We start from the raw sequence: 21,740 nt of genomic DNA, 5'->3' as shown, positions 1-21,740 counted from the left end.
TTGTATTGCCAGTCCTGGCAGGCTTTCGCTTCCCGAGGTCCCCGTGAAATCTGCTGTCGCGCCATTCGCTCAAGAACGCCCACCCACTGCCCTGGACGAGGTGGTCGCCCAGCTCAACGACGAGTACATCGAAAAAGGCACGCCGATGTTCATGCGCACCGTATTGGCGCTGTTCTCCGGTGGTTTCGCGACCTTTGCCCTGCTGTATTGCGTGCAGCCGATGATGCCGGCGCTGTCCCATGAGTTTTCCATCAATGCGGCGCAAAGCAGCCTGATTCTGTCGGTGTCCACGGCGATGCTGGCATTCGGCTTGCTGATCACCGGGCCGATCTCCGATAGGCTGGGGCGCAAACCCGTGATGGTTTCAGCGCTGTTCTGCGCCGCGCTGGCGACCATCGCCAGCGGCTTGATGCCGACGTGGGAAGGCATCCTCCTGATGCGTGCGCTGGTGGGGTTGTCATTGAGCGGCCTGGCGGCGGTGGCGATGACCTACCTGAGCGAAGAGATCCATCCGCAGCACATCGGCCTGGCCATGGGCTTGTACATCGGCGGCAACGCGATTGGCGGCATGAGCGGCCGCCTGATCATCGGCGTCCTGATCGACTTCGTCAGTTGGCATACCGCGATGCTGATCATTGGCGCCCTGGCGCTGATGGCGGCCACAGTGTTCTGGAAAATCCTCCCCGAGTCGCGCAACTTCCGCGCCACCAGCCTCAAGCCCCGTAGCCTGCTGGACGGTTTTGTCATGCACTTCAAGGACGCGGGCTTGCCGTGGTTGTTTCTCGAAGCCTTCATGCTGATGGGCGCATTCGTGACGATGTTCAACTACATAGGCTATCGCTTGCTCGGCGACCCGTATGACTTGAGCCAGGCCGTGGTCGGCCTGCTGTCGCTGGTGTACCTCTCGGGCATCTACAGCTCGGCCAAAATCGGCTCCCTGGCCGACCGCCTCGGCCGCCGCCGCGTGTTATGGGGCACTATCGTCTTGATGCTCGCCGGCATGCTCCTGACGCTCTTCACCCCCCTGTGGCTAGTGGTGCCCGGCATGCTGATCTTCACGTTCGGCTTCTTCGGCGCCCACTCGGTGGCCAGCAGCTGGATCGGTCGCCGTGCGGTAAAAGCCAAGGGGCAGGCGTCTTCGCTGTACTTGTTCTGCTACTACGTGGGATCGAGTGTTGCGGGGACTGCGGGAGGGTTCTTCTGGCACTTTGCAGGCTGGAACGGGATTGGCGGGTTTATTGTGGCGCTGCTGATCGGTGCGTTGCTGGTAGCGTTGAAGCTGGCGAAATTGCCGCCGCTGGGGAATGTGAAGGTCTGACACGATAAGGTGGAAAGTGGGAGGGGGCTTGCTCCCGATAGCGGTGTGTCAGTTTCAGTATTTGTAACTGAACCACCGCTATCGGGAGTAAGCCCCCTCCCACATTTTTTGTGTGTTACTCGTGATATTGCGCCGACAACTCGTGCACCGCACGCAGGAAAGCGCCGGCATGCTCCGGGTTCACTTCCGGCGTGATGCCGTGGCCGAGGTTGAACACGTGGCCGGTGCCCTTGCCGTAGCTGGCCAGGATGCGCCCGACTTCGGTGCGGATCGCTTCCGGCTTGGCGTAGAGCACGGTCGGGTCCATGTTGCCTTGCAGCGCAACGCGGTTGCCCACGCGCTGACGGGCTTCGCCCAGGTCGCAGGTCCAGTCCAGGCCCAACGCATCGGCGCCTGCATCGGCGATGCTTTCCAGCCACAGGCCGCCGTTCTTGGTGAACAGGATGACCGGCACCTTGCGACCCTCATGCTCACGGATCAGGCCGCTGACGATCTTGCGCATGTAGGCCAGGGAGAACTCCTGGTACGCCGCCGCCGACAGGTTGCCGCCCCAGGTGTCGAAGATCTGCACCGCTTGCGCACCGGCCATGATCTGGCCATTAAGGTAGGAGGTGACCGACTGCGCCAGCTTGTCCAGCAGCAGGTGCATGGCCTGCGGGTTGTCGTAGAGCATGGCCTTGGTCTTGCGGAAGTCTTTCGACGAGCCGCCTTCGACCATGTAGGTAGCCAGGGTCCACGGGCTGCCGGAGAAGCCGATCAGCGGCACGCGACCATTGAGCTCGCGGCGGATGGTGCTGACGGCGTCCATCACATAACCGAGGTCTTTGTGCGGATCAGGAATCGGCAGGGCTTCGATGTCGGCCAGGGTGCTGACGACTTTCTTGAAACGCGGACCTTCACCGGTCTCGAAGTACAGGCCTTGGCCCATGGCGTCGGGGATGGTGAGGATATCGGAGAAGAGGATGGCCGCGTCCAGTTCCGGGTAGCGGTCCAGCGGCTGCATCGTGACTTCGCAGGCGAACGCAGGGTTCATGCACAGGCTCATGAAGTCGCCGGCATTGGCGCGACTGGCGCGGTATTCCGGCAGGTAGCGACCGGCTTGACGCATCATCCAGACAGGTGTGACGTCTACGGGTTGCTTGAGCAGGGCACGAAGGAAACGGTCGTTCTTGAGGGCAGTCATGTCGGCATCCGCAAAAAAAGTGCGGGCATTTTCTCAGAGCGCAACGCAAAAGGCACGGAATGCGCCGTGCCTTTTATCTATCGGGTCAATTTGTCGCGGATATGATCGTTCCCACGCTCCGCGTGGGAATGCATCCTGTGACGCTCCGCGTCACGCTTCAGAGCAGACGCGGAGCGTCCTGGGCGGCATTCCCACGCAGAGCGTGGGAACGATCATTAGACCTGCAGGTAGTCCAGGATCCCTTCGGCGGCGTTGCGGCCTTCGAAGATCGCGGTAACCACCAGGTCAGACCCACGCACCATGTCGCCGCCGGCGAAGATTTTCGGGTTGCTGGTCTGGTGTTTGTACTGGCCCTGCTCCGGGGCTACGACGCGGCCCTGGCTGTCGGTCTGGATCTGGACCTGCTCGAACCACGGCGCCGGGCTTGGACGGAAACCGAAGGCGATGACCACGGCGTCGGCCGGGATGATCTCATTCGATCGTTCCCACGCTCCGCGTGGGAATGCATCCTGTGACGCTCCGCGTCACGCTTCAGAGCAGACGCGGAGCGTCCCTGACGGCATTCCCACGCAGAGCGTGGGAACGATCATTAGACCTGCAGGTAGTCCAGGATCCCTTCGGCGGCATTGCGGCCTTCGAAGATCGCGGTAACCACCAGGTCAGACCCACGCACCATGTCGCCGCCGGCGAAGATTTTCGGGTTGCTGGTCTGGTGCTTGTACTGGCCCTGCTCCGGGGCTACGACGCGGCCCTGGCTGTCGGTCTGGATCTGGAACTGCTCGAACCACGGCGCCGGGCTTGGACGGAAACCGAAGGCGATGACCACGGCGTCGGCCGGGATGATCTCTTCGGAACCCGGGATCGGCTCGGGACTGCGACGGCCACGGGCGTCCGGTTCGCCAAGACGCGTCTCGACCACCTTCACGCCTTCGACGCGATCTTCACCGACAATCGCAATCGGCTGGCGGTTGTAGAGGAACTTCACGCCTTCTTCCTTGGCGTTCTTCACCTCTTTGCGCGAGCCCGGCATGTTGGCTTCGTCACGGCGATAGGCACAGGTCACCGACTTGGCGCCCTGGCGGATCGACGTACGGTTGCAGTCCATCGCAGTGTCGCCACCGCCCAGCACTACGACCTTCTTGCCTTTCATATCGACGAAATCTTCCGGCGACTTTTCAAAGCCCAGGTTGCGGTTGACGTTGGCGATCAGGAAGTCCAGAGCGTCGTAAACGCCTGGCAGGTCCTCACCGGCAAAGCCGCCCTTCATATAGGTGTAAGTGCCCATGCCCATGAACACGGCATCGTATTCTTCGAGCAGTTGCTCCATGGTCACGTCTTTGCCGACTTCGGTATTGAGACGAAACTCAATGCCCATGCCGGTGAACACTTCGCGACGGTTGCTCAGTACGGTTTTTTCCAGCTTGAACTCGGGAATGCCGAAAGTCAGCAGGCCGCCGATTTCCGGGTTCTTGTCGAACACCACCGGGGTCACGCCGCCACGCACCAGCACGTCGGCGCAGCCCAGACCAGCAGGGCCGGCACCGATGATGGCGACACGCTTGCCGGTCGGCTTGACCTTGGACATGTCCGGACGCCAGCCCATGGCGAACGCGGTGTCGGTGATGTACTTCTCCACCGAACCGATGGTCACTGCGCCGAAGCCATCGTTCAGGGTGCACGCGCCCTCGCACAGACGGTCTTGCGGGCACACCCGGCCACACACTTCCGGCAGGGTGTTGGTCTGGTGCGACAGCTCGGCGGCGGCGAGGATGTTGCCCTCGGCCACCAACTTGAGCCAGTTGGGAATGAAGTTGTGCACCGGGCACTTCCATTCGCAATACGGGTTACCGCAACCCAGGCAGCGATGGGCCTGGTCGGCCGAGTGCTGGGGTTTGAAGGGTTCGTAGATTTCCACGAACTCTTTCTTGCGTTGACGCAACAGTTTCTTCTTCGGATCTTTGCGCCCGACATCGATGAACTGGAAGTCGTTATTCAGACGTTCAGCCATGTTAAAACCTCATCAAACTCTTCAGGCGCATATCACTGCGGGTTGGCACGGATGCTGGAAAGCAACGATTTCAGGTTGGCAGCCTTGGGCTTGACCAGCCAGAAACGACGCAGGTAGTCATCGAGGTTCTCGGCGAGGTTACGACCCCATTCGCTGCCGGTTTCCTCAACGTACTCGTCCAGCACGTGTTGCAAGTGGTTCCGGTAGGACTCCATGGCTTCGCCGCTGATCCGCTGGATCTCGACCAACTCGTGGTTGACCTTGTCGACGAAGGTGTTGTCCTGGTCGAGCACGTAGGCGAAGCCGCCGGTCATGCCCGAACCGAAGTTGTAACCGGTCTTGCCCAATACCGCGACGAAGCCCCCGGTCATGTACTCGCAGCAGTGATCGCCAGTGCCTTCCACCACGGTGTGGGCACCCGAGTTACGCACGGCAAAACGCTCGCCGGCGGTACCGGCGGCAAACAGCTTGCCCCCCGTGGCGCCGTACAAGCAGGTGTTGCCGACAATGGCACTGTCCTGGGTCTTGTAGACGCTGCCTTTGGGCGGAACGATCACCAGCTTGCCGCCGGTCATGCCCTTGCCCACGTAGTCGTTGGCGTCGCCTTCCAGGTACATATGCAGGCCGCCGGCGTTCCATACGCCAAAGCTCTGGCCTGCCGTGCCCTTGAAGCGGAAGGTGATCGGCGCTTTCGCCATGCCCTGGTTGCCGTGCTTGCGCGCGATTTCGCCGGAGATGCGTGCGCCGATGGAGCGGTCGCAGTTGCAGATATCCAGCGCGAACTCACCACCGCTGGCGTCATTGATCGACGAAGCGGCCAGCTCGACCATCTTCTCGGCCAGCAGGCCCTTGTCGAACGGCGGGTTGCGGTCCACACCACAGAACTGCGGCTTGTCGGCCGGGATGTGATCACTGCCCAACAGCGGCGTCAGGTCCAGGTGATGCTGCTTGGCGGTCTGGCCTTCGAGGATTTCGAGCAGGTCGGTACGCCCGATCAGTTCCTCCAGCGAACGCACGCCCAGCTTGGCCAGCCACTCACGGGTCTCTTCGGCCACATAGGTGAAGAAATTCACCACCATGTCGACGGTGCCGATGTAGTGATCCTTGCGCAGCTTCTCGTTCTGCGTCGCCACGCCGGTGGCGCAGTTGTTCAGGTGGCAGATGCGCAGGTATTTGCAGCCAAGGGCAATCATCGGCGCGGTACCGAAGCCGAAGCTTTCGGCGCCGAGGATCGCCGCCTTGATCACGTCAAGGCCGGTCTTCAGGCCACCGTCGGTCTGTACCCGCACCTTGCCGCGCAGGTCGTTGCCACGCAGGGTCTGGTGGGTTTCAGCCAGGCCGAGTTCCCACGGAGCGCCCGCATACTTGATGGAAGTCAACGGCGAAGCACCGGTACCGCCGTCGTAGCCGGAGATGGTGATCAGGTCGGCATAGGCCTTGGCCACACCGGCGGCGATGGTGCCCACGCCGGCTTCTGCCACCAGTTTCACCGAGACCAGGGCCTGCGGGTTGACTTGTTTCAGGTCGAAAATCAGCTGCGACAAGTCTTCGATTGAATAAATGTCGTGGTGCGGCGGAGGCGAAATCAGCGTGACGCCCGGCACCGCATAACGCAGCTTGGCAATCAGACCGTTGACCTTGCCGCCCGGCAGCTGGCCGCCCTCACCGGGCTTGGCGCCCTGGGCTACCTTGATCTGCAGCACTTCGGCGTTGACCAGGTATTCCGGGGTCACACCGAAACGGCCGGTTGCCACCTGCTTGATTTTCGAGCTCTTGATCGTGCCGTAGCGCGCCGGGTCTTCACCGCCTTCGCCGGAGTTGGAACGCGCACCCAGGCGGTTCATGGCTTCGGCCAGGGCTTCGTGAGCCTCAGGCGACAAGGCGCCCAGGGAAATACCGGCGGAGTCGAAGCGCTTGAGGATCGACTCCAGTGGTTCGACTTCGTTGATGTCCATCGCCGTGTCCAGGGTTTTCACCTTGAACAGGTCGCGGATCATCGACACCGGGCGGTTGTCCACCAGCGCGGTGTATTCCTTGAACTTGGCGTAGTCGCCCTGCTGCACGGCGGCTTGCAGGGTGTTGACCACGTCCGGATTGTAGGCGTGGTATTCGCCACCGTGCACGAACTTGAGCAGGCCGCCTTGCTGGATCGGCTTGCGCGCACTCCAGGCTTCGGTGGCCAGGGCTTTCTGTTCAGCCTCGATGTCGACGAAGCGCGCGCCCTTGATACGACTTGGCACGCCACGGAAGCTCAGTTCGCAGACTTCTTCGGACAAACCGATGGCTTCGAACAATTGAGCGCCGCGGTACGAGGTGACGGTGGAGATGCCCATCTTCGACAGGATCTTCAGCAGGCCCTTGGTGATGCCCTTACGGTAGTTCTTGAACACCTCATAGAGGTCGCCGAGTACTTCACCGGTGCGGATCAGGTCGCCCAGCACTTCGTAGGCCAGGAACGGATACACCGCCGAGGCGCCGAAACCGATCAGCACCGCGAAGTGATGCGGGTCGCGGGCGGTGGCGGTTTCCACGAGGATGTTGGAGTCGCAGCGCAGGCCTTTTTCGGTCAGGCGGTGGTGTACCGCACCGGTAGCCAGCGAAGCGTGGATCGGCAGTTTGCCCGGCGCAATGTGGCGGTCGGTCAGTACGATCTGGGTGCGACCGGCGCGTACAGCCTCTTCGGCCTGGTCGGCAACGTTGCGCACAGCGGCTTCAAGGCCGAGGCTCTCGTCGTAGTTCAGGTCGATGATCTGGCGGTCAAAACCCGGACGATCCAGGGTCATCAACGAGCGCCACTTGGCCGGGGACACCACTGGCGAACTGAGGATGACGCGGGAGGCATGCTCCGGCGATTCCTGGAAGATATTGCGCTCGGCACCGAGGCACACTTCCAGGGACATCACGATGGCTTCGCGCAGCGGGTCGATCGGTGGGTTGGTCACCTGGGCGAACTGCTGGCGGAAATAGTCGTACGGCGTGCGCACACGTTGCGACAGCACGGCCATCGGCGTGTCGTCGCCCATGGAGCCAACGGCCTCGTAGCCTTGCTCACCGAGCGGGCGCAGCACCTGGTCGCGCTCTTCGAACGTGACCTGGTACATCTTCATGTACTGCTTGAGCTGGTCGATGTCGTAGAAAGCCGAACCGTGGTCGTTGTCTTCCATGGTCGCCTGGATGCGCAGGGCGTTCTTGCGCAGCCATTGCTTGTACGGGTGACGAGACTTCAAGCGGTTATCGATGGCGTCGGTGTCGAGGATCTGCCCGGTTTCGGTGTCCACGGCCAGGATCTGGCCAGGGCCTACGCGGCCCTTGGCGATAACGTCTTCCGGCTTGTAGTCCCACACGCCGATTTCCGACGCCAGGGTGATGAAACCGTTGGTGGTGGTGACCCAGCGCGCCGGGCGCAGACCGTTACGGTCGAGCAGGCACACCGCGTAGCGACCGTCGGTCATGACCACGCCGGCCGGGCCGTCCCACGGTTCCATGTGCATCGAGTTGTACTCGTAGAACGCACGCAGGTCCGGGTCCATGGTCTCGACGTTCTGCCACGCAGGCGGAATGATCATGCGCACGCCACGGAACAGGTCGATGCCGCCGGTGACCATCAGTTCGAGCATGTTGTCCATGCTCGAGGAGTCGGAGCCCACGCGGTTGACCAGCGGGCCGAGCTCTTCCAGGTCCATCAGATCGTTGGCGAACTTGGTGCGACGGGCCACGGCCCAGTTGCGGTTGCCGGTGATGGTGTTGATCTCGCCGTTGTGGGCGAGGAAGCGGAATGGCTGGGCCAGCGGCCATTTCGGCAGGGTGTTGGTAGAGAAGCGCTGGTGGAACACGCAGATTGCGGTTTGCAGGCGCTCATCACTCAGGTCCGGATAGAAGGCGGTCAAGTCCGCCGGCATCATCAGGCCTTTATAAATGATGGTCTTGTGGGAAAAGCTGCAGATGTAGTGATCGGTGTCGGCGGCGTTGGCCACCGACGAGCGACGACGCGAGGTAAACAGCTTGATCGCCATGTCCTGGTCGCTCAGGCCATCGCCTGCGATGAACACTTGTTCGATCTGTGGCAGGCGCTCCAGGGCCAGTCGGCCGAGTACGCTGGTGTCGATCGGCACCTTGCGCCAGCCGACGAGTTGCAGGCCGGCAGCCAGGATCTCGCGGTTCATGTTCTCGCGAGCGGCTTCGGCTTTGACCGGGTCCTGGTTGAAGAACACCATGCCCACGGCGTATTGCTTGGGCAGGTCGACTGCAAATTGCTCTTTGGCGACGGCGCGCAGGAACTGGTCGGGCTTTTGAATCAGCAGGCCGCAACCGTCACCGGTTTTACCGTCGGCGTTGATCCCACCGCGGTGGGTCATGCAGGTCAGGGCCTCGATGGCCGTTTGCAGAAGGGTATGACTGGGCTCGCCCTGCATATGGGCTATCAGGCCGAAACCGCAGTTATCCTTGAATTCATCGGGTTGGTACAGACCTGCTTTCATAGACACTTTCTCACCAGGCTGCCTCTTATATCGAGGCAAATTTCTTTTCAATTCAACCGGTTACCTTCCACGTCGAACGTACGCCGACTTAGCGGGGGCAAAAGGGAGGTCATTGTACACACCGACACAGACGCTCACAAATTTAGCGACGAAATGTCGCAAATCTATGTCGCATTTATGAAAGGTTTAAAGCGATATGCTGTGCTAGTCAAAACTTTTTTAATTCTGACCGCTACGACTCAAAAGCTACTGTGACGCAGACACCACAAAGCGCGCGGTCCCGGGAGGAACTGCACGCACTTGCGGTTATTTTTTGAGGTGCCGGGAGGGCGGCCTGGGTAAGGCCACCGGATCTTCAGCGAGTTGCCGCCAGTTCCTGTTGGACGCTGGCAACAGTGCGAGGCCAAGGTTTACCAGCCTGAACCTTCGCTGGCAAGGCTTTGATAGCAGAATCAGCTGCGGCGCGGCTTGGGAAGCTGCCGTAGGTGATCACATAGAGAGGCTTGCCGTTGAGCACTTTCTTGAAATAACGGTACTCGCCGCCCTGCTCCTTCACGAACGCCTGGGCGTTGGCTTCGGAACTGGTGCCCAGGATCTGTACCACGAAGTGGCCAGCAGGCTGGCTGGTGTACCAACTGCTGCCGGCTGCGGCCGGGGCTGCCTTGGCAACGGTGGCGGCAGGCTTCTCGACCGGCTTGGCCACTGGCGCAGGCTTGGCAGCCGGAGCGGGTGCTACAGGCTTGGCCACGGGGGCTGGTTTGGCCGTGGCCACGGTCGGAGCCGGGGTCGGTGTCGGCTTGGCAACCGCAGCCGGTTGGCCCGCTGGCACGCCCGCCGGCGGTGCAGTCGTGGTCACGGTCGGAGGTGTGGCGCTGGAACCTTCCACCGGCACGCCGTCGTCGCCTTCGGAGATACCACCGGCCTCTTCGGCAAGTGGCCCGCGCATCACTGGCTGGCCGACCATAGGCAGATTGGTCGGTTGGCCAGAGTTGGCGAACTCGACGTTTGGCGTGGGCTTGCCCAGTGGCAGTTGCGCCTGCTCAGTTGGCGCGCCGGCAGTGGCGGGGGCCTTGCTACGGCCTGGAATCAACCAGGCGGCGGCTACGGCGACCACCACAACGGCGGAAATAGCCAATACGTGCTTCTTAGGCATAGTGAACCCCATCTTTGGACGCTTAACCGCAGAGCGGCTGGCAATCATGGCTTCGATCATGGCATCCCGGGCGACCTGGTTGATGGTGCCTGGCCAGCCGTCGGAGCTTTCGTGAATATCAGAGATCTGTTGAGCGGAGAAAAGTTCGATACCGGCCCCGGCGCCTTCGAGACGTTGAGCCAGGTATTCGCGGGTTTCCTCTTCCTCGTAGGGCTGCAATTCGATGACGTGGAACAGTTCCTGATCGCCACTGATCTGCTCCAGATCGGCGATCAACGACGACTCACCAAACAGGAACACATGGGGACGACCTTCGGGTGTCCCCGCGGCCAGCGCCAGCAGCGCTTCCAGGGCGGACTCGTCGAGCTGCTCGGCGTCATCCACCAACAGGTAGACTTCCTGACCGGTCAGGCCCAGTTGCACCACCTGCTTGAGGATCGCGTTCGGCTCGGCGGTAGGCACGTCCAGCGCCTGGGCCACCTGGCGCAGCACGCCCGCCGCATCACCGGCTCCACGGGCCGACACCACCACGCTCTGCACCGTCTGCTTGTTGGTGCTGGCTACCAGCGCCTGGCGCAGCAAGGTCTTGCCGCTGCCCAACGGGCCCGTCACTACCAGCAACAGCTGGCTGTAGCGCGCCAGGTGATGCAACTGACCAAGCACCGGCTTGCGCTGCGCCGGGAAGAATTTGAAACCAGGCACCCGCGGAGCAAAAGGGTCATGGCTTAGATGGTAATGGCCGAGGAACGCCTCGTCGGCATGCAAACTAGTCATCGGGATCTTATTAACCTTTCAGCTGGGCCAGGGCGCGGTAATCCGCTCCCAGCGTGGCCTGTAAAATCTCTTTCGGATAATCGTCGGTCACCACCGCTTCGCCCATGTGGCGCAGCAATACCAGTCGCAGTCGACCGTCGATCACTTTCTTGTCTATCGCCATATGTTCGAGGAAGTCCGCCTCGGTCATCTCCTCAGGCGGGATGACCGGCAAACCCGCACGCTGGAACAGGCGGATGCCACGATCACGCTCCTGGGCACTGATCCAGCCCAGGCGTTGCGACATTTCCAACGCCATCACTGTGCCAGCCGCTACGGCTTCCCCATGCAACCACACACCATAGCCCATGTGTGTCTCGATCGCATGGCCGAAGGTGTGGCCCAGGTTCAACGTGGCACGTACACCGGACTCGCGCTCATCGGCATTGACCACCAGCGCCTTGGCGGCGCAGGAGCGGGATATCGCTTCGGTCAATGCCACCTGGTCAAGATTGCGCAAGGCATCGACGTGTTCTTCCAGCCAGGTGAGGAACGGTTCATCGCAGATCAGCCCGTATTTGATGACCTCCGCCAGGCCGGCCGATAGCTCTCGCGGCGGCAAGGTGTTCAGCGTCGCCGTGTCGATCAGCACGGCATTCGGCTGGTAGAACGCGCCGACCATGTTCTTGCCCAGCGGATGATTGATGCCGGTCTTGCCACCCACCGACGAATCGACCTGGGACAGCAAGGTGGTCGGCACCTGGATAAAATCCACGCCACGCTGGTAGCAGGCGGCTGCAAAGCCGGCCATGTCGCCGATGACGCCGCCGCCCAGGGCGATAACAGTGGTGCGCCGGTCATGGCGCGCAGTGAGCAGGCCATCGAAGATCAACTGCAGGGTTTCCCAGTTCTTGTGGGCTTCGCCGTCAGGCAAAATCACGGAGATCACCGAGTACGCCGCCAGGCTGCGGCTCAGACGCTCAAGATACAACGGCGCGACCGTTTCATTGGAGATGATCGCCACTTGTCGCCCGGCAATATGCGGTGCGAGCAACTCCGGCTGGTCCAACAGACCTTCGCCAATATGGATCGGGTAGCTGCGCTCGCCTAGATCGACCTTAAGTGTCTGCATGTGTCCCCGCGTTGAAGATGTATTGACGTCCGCTGATGTCAAGATCCGACGTCGACTGATGGCTCTACGCCACACCCTGGAAGGAAATGACGCGCCGCCGAGAATAGCGCATTTCGGGCCTGGCTTTAACGGGGTGGCAGCCGCTGCAAGCGCTCAAGAATGTCGAGCACCACCATCCGGGGCGGCCGTTCATCGGTTTCCACCACCAGATCGGCGATTTCCCGATACAGCGGATCGCGCAACGCCAGCAAATCCCGCAGGGTCTTTGCCGGGTCAGCTGTGCGCAGTAACGGGCGATTGCGGTCGCGAGCGGTGCGGCCTACTTGCTGCTCCACCGAGGCATGCAGGTAGACCACCCGGCCACCGGCATGCAGCGCACGGCGGTTTTCATCGCGCATCACTGCGCCACCACCGGTGGCCAATACTACGCCGTCGCAGCCGCACAGTTCGGCGATCATCGCCTGCTCGCGGTCGCGAAAGCCCAGCTCGCCTTCCTTATCGAAGATCCATGGGATATTGGCACCCGTGCGCAATTCAATTTCCTTGTCGGAATCTTTGAATGGCAGGCGCAGCTCTTTGGCCAGCAAACGGCCGATGGTGCTTTTTCCAGCCCCCATCGGTCCTACAAGAATCAAATTTCGCACAGAATCAACGACTCACAGCAATCGCCTGGTTATTCATGATACGCGGAGTCAGGAATACCAGCAGCTCGGATTTTTTCTCCGCCAACACATCGCGCCGGAAAAGGCGGCCAAGATACGGCACATCGCCCAAAAATGGCACTTTATCTACCACTTTGCTTTGGGTATTGGAGAAAACCCCGCCAATCACGATGGTCTCGCCATCCTTGACCAATACCTTGGCATTGACCTCGTTTTTCTTGATCGGCGGCACATCGTTGAGTTTGTTCAGATAGTCCGGCTCATCCTTGGTGACCTTGACCTCCATGATGACCCGGTCGTCCGGAGTGATTTGCGGGGTCACTTCCAGGGACAACGAAGCCTCCTTGAACGACACCGAGGTGGCGCCGCTGGAGCTGGACTCCTGATAGGGAATCTCAGTGCCTTTGAGGATGCGCGCAGTTTCCTTGTCGGCGGTCACCACTTTGGGCTGAGAGACGATTTCACCGTTGCCGGTTTTCTCCATGGCCGTCAGCTCAAGATCCAGCAACAGGTTGTCGGTGATATAAGCGATACCCAAGCCTGACGTCCCCGTCAGCGAGCCCAGGTCGACAAAGGGCGACGTGGGTGGCTCTTGCGGCGGCTCGGTACCTTCAGACAGCGGTTTGCGAATACCGCCGGCGCCCCAGTTCCCCCGGCTGAGCCCACCGCCCCAACGCGCGCCCAGGCTTTTGTCATAATCGACATTGGCCTCGACGATCCGCGCCTCGATCATGACCTGCCGCACCGGAACATCGAGTTGCGCCACAATGCGCCGCAACTCCTCCAGCCGCTCCCCGGTCTGGTAGGCAATGATGTTGTTGGTGCGGTCATCCACCGCAACCGAACCACGCTCATCGGTAGTGCCTTCGAGCCCGTTGACGGATTGGAACAGCTTGGCCAGGTCTGCCGCCTTGGCGTAGTTGACCTGCAACAACTCTCGACGCAACGGTGCCAGTTCAGCCATCTGCCTGCGCGACTCCAGCGTCAGCAGCTCGCGAGCAGCCAACTCATCGGCAGGAGCGACCAGCAATACGCCGGCCTTCAGCCGTTTATCCAAGCCTTTGCTGTGCAATACCAGGTCGAGCGCCTGATCCCAGGGCACGTCCTTGAGCCGCAAGGTGATCGAGCCTTGCACTTCGTCGCTGGCCACAAGATTGAGGCCGGCAATGTCGGCAATTTGTTGCAGCACTGCGCGCAGTTCGATGTTCTGGAAATTGAGGTTCAGTTTCTCGCCGGAATACGCATCCGAAGCGATCTCCCCGGGAGGGGGCAACTGGATCAAGTCCAGGCGATTGGGCACAGCAGCAGCCATCGGTGTCGTGAACGCTATCCATAGCGCCACACCGAAGGACAAGAAAGTCCTTTTCATTGATTGATTCCGTTATGAGTTGACGTTCAGCTTCAAGGTTCGTGGACGCTCCAGCCATGCACCCTGCCCATCGGGGAATAGCTCGACAAGTTCGATATGCCCCTCATGAATAGCCCTGACCCGGCCATGGTTCTGCCCCAGGTAGTCGCCCACCGCCAGTCGATAGACCTCTGACGCGGCCCGTAGCAAGGCAAAGACCTGTCCACCACGGGACAGCGTGCCGACCATTTCGAACTGATCGGTGGCCAACCCTTCCAGCTTCCCCCTGCTACGAGCGGGATCAGGCGCGAGCGCCGGCTGACCGGAGATCCAATCGTTCTGCGAGGCGGGAGGCTGGAACGGATCGCGCCGGGCTGATGAGTCATAAGCAAGACTCGCCTCAGAATCGAGCGACCGTTCGCCGCGCGATTCGCCGCGATAGGCTCTGGCCAGCAGCTCGAGATGCAGCAAGGCGCCATCCGGGCGAAGCGCTACATCATGCACAGTCACGATCCTCGACAGCCCACCCAAGGCCGCCACGAACATCGCCAGGTCGTGGTAAGCCCCACTGGCGCCGATCTGCACGGGTTGCTCAATCAGAAACGCGCGCGGCTGCTCATCCAGGACCGTGATGCCCTCCACCACCAAGCCATTGCTCGCCGCCAGGCGAGTGATGTCTTCAAGCAAGCCAGGCACCTCGGGCTGGCCGGGAATCGCCCCCAGTACCGCCGCTGCCTTGTGCTCCATCGCGCTGAATTGTTGGGCGCTTACCTCCAGGCCCGCAGCCAGGTCCGCCCGTTGCGCCAGCTGTTGTTGCAGCGCCGTTTCCCGCGTTTCAAGTACGCGCAATCGCTCCCGCGAGGGGCTCAGGAGCCAGGCGTCTCCCACCACCAGCAGCAGGCCAGCCAATGCGCAGGCGAGCAGGGCTTTGCCAGGCCAGGGCCATGTTGCAACGTTGTGAGTGAGTGCGTAAAAGTCGAGCCTGGGCAGGCTCATGGTTGCGCCTCGGTGGTTTCCCCCTGACGCACCATCAATTGGAACTCATTGTCGCCACTCCCGGCATCCGCACGTACCCGCTGGAGCCGCGTGGCATGAGTACCCTGGGAGGCTTCCAGGCGACGCATCAACTGGGCGATGTCTTCACTGGTTTCTGCGCTGCCGCTGACGCTGATGGTATCGCCGTTCGCCAGCACTTCATGCAGCCGGACGCCATCCGGCACTGCACGGGCCAACTGGTCAAACAGCTGGGCGCTGGTAGATCGAGCGTCATGCAGATCCTGCACAACCTTCATGCGCTCCGCCAATTGCTGGCTTCGCTCCTGCAACTCGTCGATGGTCTTGATACGCGCGTCCTGAGCGGCGATTTCCCTGCCCAAATGTTGATTGCGCGTCACTTGCCGGTCTATCGCCCGGTCGATCACCTGATCGGCCAACCACACCGCAGCGAATGCCACACAGGCGAACGCCAGCAGCAGCACCAGCAAATACTTGCGCCGCCGCTGTGCCAGCGCCTGGCGCCAAGGCAAAAGATTGATTCGTGTCATTCAGCGAAACTCCTCAGGGCCAATCCGCAAGCCACTCCCAGCGCCTGGGCATCCACGGCCCATTGTGCACCATCGACTCGATGACCCGGCATGAAGCTGGCGAAATCCTGACGGCTCGCACGCTCCAATGCAAATCCCTCGATATCCACCACCCGCGGCACAAGCCCGGCAAGGGCCAGGACCTCTTCGCGCGCCTTGACCTGTTCCTTGAGACAGGCCGCCAACAACACCTCGACCCTGTGCGGGTCTTGCGCCGAAGGGCCACGCACCTGAAAGTCGATAGCCACGTCGTCCAATGGGTAAGGAATGTATTGGTCGGCCTCCATCTGGATCATCCAGACCATCTCCTCATCACTGAGCCCCGCGTCCATTTCGATCACCCGCGTGATCACCGAAGGTCCAACCACGGCGACCGCAGCCTGGCGCACCGATGTCCGCAACCGCACCAGAGCGTGGCGCAGCGCCTGCCCTATGCCCTCAAGGTCGAGCAATGTGCCGTCGACCACCGCATGCGCCGGCAGTGCCTGCGTGGCGTAGCCCTCGACGGTATAGCCGGCGCTTGAACGGCCCAGCTCGACCAGCTTGATGCCGCTGTCATGAATATCGACGCCGAGGACGGTGTCGACTTTTCGCCTGAAAAATCCCTTTTTCATAAAACTCCCCAAAACTTTGCCGGTCATACCGGCAGTCATACCCTCTGGTTACCGCCGGCGTTCATGCATTCGGTCGACTTGTTTGAGTGGCGCGAATGACGCCCCAAGCCGAAAATGCTTTAATGCCCAGCGTTTTTTCCCGCTTTTTATCTGCAGCTCGGGTCGATCCATCGTTTGCCATGCATGCCCCGACGCGTAACCCATTCTTTTCTCTGGAAATCCAAAAGCCTTGATTCGTCTGCTGAAGTTTTTCGGGTACTCCATTGTCGCGATCGTCTGCGGGCTGCTGCTCGTACTCAGCGGTGCCTACCTCTACCTTAGTCCGGGTTTGCCCTCCGTAGAGGCGCTCAGAAGTATCCAGTTGCAGATTCCTTTGCGGGTCTACAGCAGCGATGAAAAACTGATCGCGGAGTTCGGCGAAATGCGCCGCACCCCTATCCGTTTCGCCGACATTCCACCCAATTTCATCAGCGCGCTGCTGTCGGCGGAAGACGATAATTTCGCCAACCACTACGGTGTCGACCCCAGCAGCCTGGTACGTGCGGCCACACAGCTGGTCAAAAGCGGACACATTCAATCCGGTGGCAGCACCATCACCATGCAGGTGGCGAAGAACTTCTTCCTTACCAGCGAGCGCAGTTTTTCGCGCAAGGCCACCGAGATCCTGCTGGCCCTGCAAATCGAACGTCAGTTGACCAAGGACGAGATCCTCGAGCTGTACGTCAACAAGATCTACCTGGGCAACCGTGCCTACGGGATCGAGGCGGCTTCCCAGGTCTACTACGGCAAGTCGATTCGTGACGCCAGCCTGGCGCAGATGGCCATGATTGCCGGCCTGCCGAAGGCCCCGTCGCGCTTCAACCCTCTGGCCAACCCGGCGCGCAGCAAAGAGCGTCGCGACTGGATCCTGGGCCGCATGTACAAGCTGGGCAAGATCGACCAGGCCGCTTACGAAAGTGCCGTGGCCGAGCCGCTGAACGCCAGTTACCACGTGCCGACGCCGGAAGTGAACGCTCCGTACATCGCCGAAATGGCCCGTGCCGAAATGGTCGGCCGTTATGGCAGCGACGCGTATACCGAAGGTTTCCGCGTCACCACGACCGTGCCGAGCAACCTGCAGGAAATCGCCAACCAGTCGGTACATGAGGGCCTGATCACCTACGATCAACGTCACGGCTACCGTGGCCCCGAGTCGCGCCTGCCCGGCAAGACCCTGAGCGCCTGGACCGCAGAATTGGGCAAGCAACGCACGATCAGCGGCCTGGAGCCGGCCATCGTCACCCAGGTGAAGAAAGATGGCGTGCAAGTCCTGACGCGCACCGGCGAAGCACATGTGGCGTGGGACAGCATGAAGTGGGCGCGCCCGTTCCTGAACACCAACAGCATGGGCCCGATGCCCAAGCAACCGTCGGACGTGGCTCAGGTGGGTGACTTGATCCGCGTGCAACGCCAGAAGGATGACAGCCTCAAGTTCAGCCAGGTGCCGGTGGCGCAAGGCGCGCTGGTATCCCTGGACCCGCAGAACGGTGCAATCCGCGCCCTGGTCGGCGGCTTTGCCTTCGAGCAGAGCAACTACAACCGCGCCACTCAGGCCAAGCGCCAGCCGGGTTCGAGCTTCAAGCCATTTATCTACAGCGCCGCGCTGGACAACGGCTACACCGCCGCCAGCCTGGTCAACGATGCACCGATCGTGTTCGTCGACGAGTACCTGGACAAGGTCTGGCGCCCGAAGAACGACACCAATACCTTCCTCGGCCCGATCCGCGTGCGCGAGGCGTTGTACAAGTCGCGTAACCTGGTGTCGATCCGCCTGCTGCAGGCAATGGGCGTCGGCAAGACGATCGACTACATCACGCGCTTTGGCTTCAACAAGTCGGACCTGCCACCGAACCTGTCCCTGGCCCTGGGCACCGCCACGCTTACGCCAATGGAGATCGCTACCGGCTGGAGCACCTTTGCCAACGGTGGCTACAAGATCACGCCATACCTGATCGACAAGGTCGAAAGCCGCAATGGCGACACCCTGTTCACTGCCAACCCGCCACGCGTGCCGGGTGATGTCGTCAATGGCGTGGCCGCCCCGGACGGCATCGCGGCCCCCGGCAATGGCGGTATCACCATCGAGCCAACCCCAGGTGCTGCGCCCGTCGCCAGCACTGCGGCACCGGCCGAACCTCAGGCACCTGCCGTTGCGCCGCGCGTGGTGGATGGCCGCACCACTTACATCCTCAACAGCATCCTTGAGGACGTGATCAAGAAGGGCACCGGCCGTCGTGCGCTGGCCTTGGGCCGTGCGGATCTTGCGGGCAAGACCGGTACCACCAACGAATCCAAGGACGCCTGGTTCTCAGGCTACAACGCTGATTACGTGACCACCGTGTGGACGGGCTATGACCAGCCGGAAAGCCTGGGCCGCCGTGAGTTCGGCGGTACCGTGGCGCTGCCGATCTGGATGAGCTACATGGGCGCCGCCTTGAAGGACAAGCCGTTGCACACTCAAGCCGAACCGGAAGGCATCCTCAGCCTGCGGATCGATCCGATCAGCGGCCGTGCGGCCTCGCCTAGCACGCCGAATGCGTACTTCGAACTGTTCAAGAGCGAAGACACGCCGCCGTCGGTCAACGAGCTGGGTAATGGCGCCGCCCCAGGCAGCCCACTGCCGGCGGATGAAGGCGCGCCGATCGATCTGTTCTGACCCATGAGGGGCTGACCATGAAGACTTTGTAGGAGCGAGCTTGCTCGCTCCTACAAACGCCGACTTACACCTCCACCTTTGAGCCACAAAAAAGCCCCGACTCGCGAGAGCCGGGGCTTTTTGTTGATGCGCTACAACGGCTTAGCCGTTGAACACATCATCCACGCTTTTGAGCGGGTAGTGCTTCGGATACGGCAGGGTTGCCACGCCAGTCTCGATGGCGGCCTTGGCCACGGCATCGGAGATCAGGGTGATCAGGCGCTTATCCATTGGCTTGGGAATGATGTACTCACGGCCGAATTCCAACTTGATGCCGCCGTAGGCGTCACACACTTCCTGAGGTACCGGCAGCTTGGCCAGTTCACGCAGGGCGTTGGCAGCAGCCACTTTCATCTCTTCGTTGATGCGCTTGGCGCGAACGTCCAGGGCACCACGGAAGATGAACGGGAAGCCCAGTACGTTGTTGACCTGGTTCGGGTAGTCCGAACGACCGGTAGCCATGATCACGTCGTTACGGGTGGCGTGCGCCAGTTCCGGGGAGATTTCCGGGTCCGGGTTGGAGCAGGCGAACACGATCGGGTTGGCCGCCATGGACTTCAGGCCTTCGGCGCTCAGCAGGTTCGGGCCGGACAGGCCAACGAACACGTCTGCACCGTTCAGGGCGTCAGCCAGAGTACGTTTGTCGGTAGCGTGGGCAAACATCGCCTTGTACTGGTTCAGGTCGGTACGCTCGGACTGAACGACACCCTTGCTGTCGACCATGAAGATGTTTTCCAGCTTGGCGCCCATGCTCACCAGCAACTTCATGCAGGAGATGGCCGCAGCGCCGGCGCCCAGGCAAACGATCTTGGCATCAGCCAGGGTCTTGCCGGCGATTTCCAGGGCGTTGATCATGCCGGCCGCGGTAACGATCGCGGTGCCGTGCTGGTCATCGTGGAATACCGGGATGTCACATTGCTCGATCAGGGCCTTTTCGATCTCAAAGCACTCAGGTGCCTTGATGTCTTCCAGGTTGATGCCACCGAACGTGATGGAAATGCGCTTAACGGTGTCGATGAAAGCCTGTGGGCTTTCGGAATCGACTTCGATGTCGAAAACGTCGATGCCGGCGAAGCGCTTGAACAACACGCCCTTACCTTCCATGACTGGCTTGGACGCCAATGGGCCGAGGTTACCCAGGCCAAGAATCGCGGTGCCATCGGAAATCACTGCAACCAGGTTGCCTTTGCCGGTGTACTTGTACGCCAGTTCGGGATCGCGGGCGATTTCACGTACGGGCTCGGCAACACCTGGGCTGTAGGCCAGCGACAGGTCGCGGGCGGTGGCAGTGGCTTTGGTGAGCTCTACACTCAGCTTTCCTGGACGAGGATGGGCATGATATTTGAGAGCGGCAGTTTTCAAATCAGACATATCGGCATTCCGCTTTTACTGTTGGTCGACGGACCGCCGAGGATACTCGTGTCGTAAAGCCCCTACAAGACTGGGCAGTCACAGGTGTCAAGGGCCGTACGCTACGACTTTCGGCCAAGAGCCACGGGATACAAGGGCTTAACTGTTCACAATCGACATTAAAAATGTCTACAATTTTTTCTCAAGATGCCAATTTGAACATGCTGGGGTCAGTCAACGTCAGAAGCCAGCGCGCCTGACTGCTTTTCACAGCGCCGCGCCTGGAGCGATCCTGCACCCAACCCCGCGCCTCGATGGTCCGGCCTTGCAGACCATTGAGCAGGGCGCTATCGAACTGATGGGCTTGATCAGGTGCAATGCGTAATACCAGTGCGCCCTGTAATTCAATCCAGATTCCGCCGCGATTGCGCTCAATCTTGCTCACCCGGCCGCTGACCAGGGCAAAGCCGGATCGCGTGAGTTGCGTTACCGATTGCACGGGTGATTGCCGCCATAGGCCCAGCCGCGCCCGGCGGGCGGCGTCTTCGGCGGCTTGCTGGCAAGCGTCCAGATCGGTGTTGGGCGCCACACCGACTTGAAACCCAAGCCCCTCGGCTAGCAACTGCGCCTCCAGGTTCTCACCGTCGGCACCATAGAGGTGAGCCAGGGTCCGTCCATAACGGTCTTTGCTCTCGCGCCCCGCCACCAGACCGACTCGCCCGCCACTGGCCGTCACCAATGCCTGCAAGCGCTGGCGCGCGGCGACGGCAAGAGGTTCGTCGGTGCGGCCTCGCTTGCCGGTCTCCGGCGTATTGAGGCCGATCATGCGTACACGGCGACCATCCTTGAGGCGCACCGTATCGCCATCCACCACGTGCTGCACTTCGACTTGGGCCAGCGACGTCGGCGCCGGGCAGTAGGCCTCGGCTTGGGCGGCCGACAGCCAAATCCCGGGCACAAAAAAGGCGCCCACAAGGGACGCCTTTTTCATCAGCATGGAAAAACCGTAACGGCCTCCCAAGTTGATCGGCCTTAGGCCTTTTTGGCACCGAAAGCACCAAAGCGATCTGCGAAGCGCTGTACACGGCCGCCGGTGTCCAGAGTCTTCTGCTTACCGGTGTAGAACGGGTGGCACTCGTTGCATACGTCAGTACCCAGTGGCTTGCACAGGTTCGAACGGGTTTCGAACTTGTTGCCGCAGCTGCAGGTAACTTCGATGGTTTCGTACGCTGGATGGATATCGGCTTTCATGGCACTTCCTCGGGCTAGCGTGCCGCCACTCGACACTATTGTCGAATACCGCACGTAATTAGGCCGCGGATTGTACCAGACCTTTTTAATCGCGCAAGCGGTGCCGGTGGCGCAAGCCGCCCTTTCATCAGAAAACCATCGGCTACCCCAAGCCCTCGCCTGTCTGCTAGGCT

At 61.2% G+C, this 21,740-nt stretch carries 14 protein-coding genes and 2 pseudogenes; 2 read left to right on the top strand and 14 right to left on the bottom strand.

The genetic code is table 11. The features are described 5' to 3' along the window. Positions 1-91: 91 nt before the first annotated feature. Positions 92-1,318, top strand: a complete 1,227-nt coding sequence (locus DK870_RS01570) for an MFS transporter (protein ID WP_218580376.1) — start codon at positions 92-94, stop codon at positions 1,316-1,318. A gap of 115 nt (positions 1,319-1,433) precedes the next feature. On the opposite strand, the gene hemE is transcribed toward DK870_RS01570, so the two are convergent. The 11 genes and pseudogenes from hemE to pilM all read right to left on the bottom strand — a co-directional run bounded on the left by hemE (position 1,434) and on the right by pilM (position 16,232). After that, positions 1,434-2,501 carry a uroporphyrinogen decarboxylase gene (hemE, locus tag DK870_RS01565; protein WP_060755197.1) on the bottom strand — a complete coding sequence of 356 codons (1,068 nt, stop codon included), beginning with the start codon at positions 2,499-2,501 and terminating at the stop codon, positions 1,434-1,436. Positions 2,502-2,716: 215 nt separating this feature from the next. Continuing rightward, a pseudogene (locus tag DK870_RS01560) lies at positions 2,717-2,965 on the bottom strand (FAD-dependent oxidoreductase); the annotation flags it as partial. Positions 2,966-3,090: 125 nt separating this feature from the next. Then, positions 3,091-4,509, bottom strand: coding sequence for an FAD-dependent oxidoreductase (locus tag DK870_RS01555; RefSeq protein ID WP_060755199.1), 1,419 nt, complete (start codon positions 4,507-4,509; stop codon positions 3,091-3,093). A gap of 32 nt (positions 4,510-4,541) precedes the next feature. Next, the gene (gene gltB / locus DK870_RS01550) at positions 4,542-8,987 is read right to left on the bottom strand and encodes a glutamate synthase large subunit (RefSeq protein WP_060755200.1); all 4,446 of its coding nucleotides are present in this window, start codon (positions 8,985-8,987) and stop codon (positions 4,542-4,544) included. 355 nt (positions 8,988-9,342) lie between these two features. Next, positions 9,343-10,914: an SPOR domain-containing protein gene (locus DK870_RS01545; protein ID WP_090367268.1), complete on the bottom strand. Its 1,572-nt coding sequence runs from the start codon at positions 10,912-10,914 to the stop codon at positions 9,343-9,345. Between the two features lie 10 nt (positions 10,915-10,924). Next, positions 10,925-12,025 (bottom strand): 3-dehydroquinate synthase, encoded by a 1,101-nt coding sequence (gene aroB, locus DK870_RS01540; protein WP_060755203.1) that lies wholly within the window; start codon positions 12,023-12,025, stop codon positions 10,925-10,927. A 125-nt stretch (positions 12,026-12,150) separates the two neighbouring features. Continuing rightward, the gene (aroK, locus tag DK870_RS01535; RefSeq protein ID WP_003187914.1) at positions 12,151-12,669 is read right to left on the bottom strand and encodes a shikimate kinase AroK; all 519 of its coding nucleotides are present in this window, start codon (positions 12,667-12,669) and stop codon (positions 12,151-12,153) included. 4 nt (positions 12,670-12,673) lie between these two features. Then, a pseudogene (locus DK870_RS01530) lies at positions 12,674-13,930 on the bottom strand (type IV pilus secretin PilQ); the annotation flags it as partial. A gap of 138 nt (positions 13,931-14,068) precedes the next feature. Further along, positions 14,069-15,031: a pilus assembly protein PilP gene (locus DK870_RS01525; protein ID WP_161547722.1), complete on the bottom strand. Its 963-nt coding sequence runs from the start codon at positions 15,029-15,031 to the stop codon at positions 14,069-14,071. Further along, positions 15,028-15,579: a PilN domain-containing protein gene (locus tag DK870_RS01520; protein ID WP_060755206.1), complete on the bottom strand. Its 552-nt coding sequence runs from the start codon at positions 15,577-15,579 to the stop codon at positions 15,028-15,030. The genes DK870_RS01525 and DK870_RS01520 overlap by 4 nt, the downstream gene beginning before the upstream one ends. Further along, positions 15,576-16,232 (bottom strand): type IV pilus assembly protein PilM, encoded by a 657-nt coding sequence (pilM, locus tag DK870_RS01515; RefSeq protein ID WP_104996200.1) that lies wholly within the window; start codon positions 16,230-16,232, stop codon positions 15,576-15,578. Before pilM ends, DK870_RS01520 begins: the two co-directional genes overlap by 4 nt. Before the next feature lie 232 nt (positions 16,233-16,464). Between pilM and DK870_RS01510 the strand changes: the two genes are divergently transcribed. Next, positions 16,465-18,927, top strand: coding sequence for a penicillin-binding protein 1A (locus tag DK870_RS01510; RefSeq protein WP_372241627.1), 2,463 nt, complete (start codon positions 16,465-16,467; stop codon positions 18,925-18,927). 141 nt (positions 18,928-19,068) lie between these two features. On the opposite strand, the gene DK870_RS01505 is transcribed toward DK870_RS01510, so the two are convergent. The 3 genes from DK870_RS01505 to rpmE all read right to left on the bottom strand — a co-directional run bounded on the left by DK870_RS01505 (position 19,069) and on the right by rpmE (position 21,567). Beyond that, entirely contained in the window at positions 19,069-20,337 is a 1,269-nt protein-coding gene (locus tag DK870_RS01505) for a malic enzyme-like NAD(P)-binding protein (protein ID WP_161547720.1), read from the bottom strand. 181 nt (positions 20,338-20,518) lie between these two features. After that, entirely contained in the window at positions 20,519-21,313 is a 795-nt protein-coding gene (locus DK870_RS01500) for a thermonuclease family protein (RefSeq protein WP_161547719.1), read from the bottom strand. A gap of 35 nt (positions 21,314-21,348) precedes the next feature. After that, a complete protein-coding gene (gene rpmE, locus DK870_RS01495; protein ID WP_010213765.1) occupies positions 21,349-21,567 on the bottom strand; it encodes a 50S ribosomal protein L31 in 219 nt (72 codons plus the stop codon). Positions 21,568-21,740 lie beyond the last annotated feature (173 nt).

The organism is Pseudomonas sp. Q1, assembly GCF_009935975.1.
Classification (GTDB): domain Bacteria; phylum Pseudomonadota; class Gammaproteobacteria; order Pseudomonadales; family Pseudomonadaceae; genus Aquipseudomonas; species Aquipseudomonas palleroniana.
The sequence above is the reverse complement of the archived record's forward strand: the minus strand, read 5'-3'. Positions and strand labels throughout refer to the sequence as shown.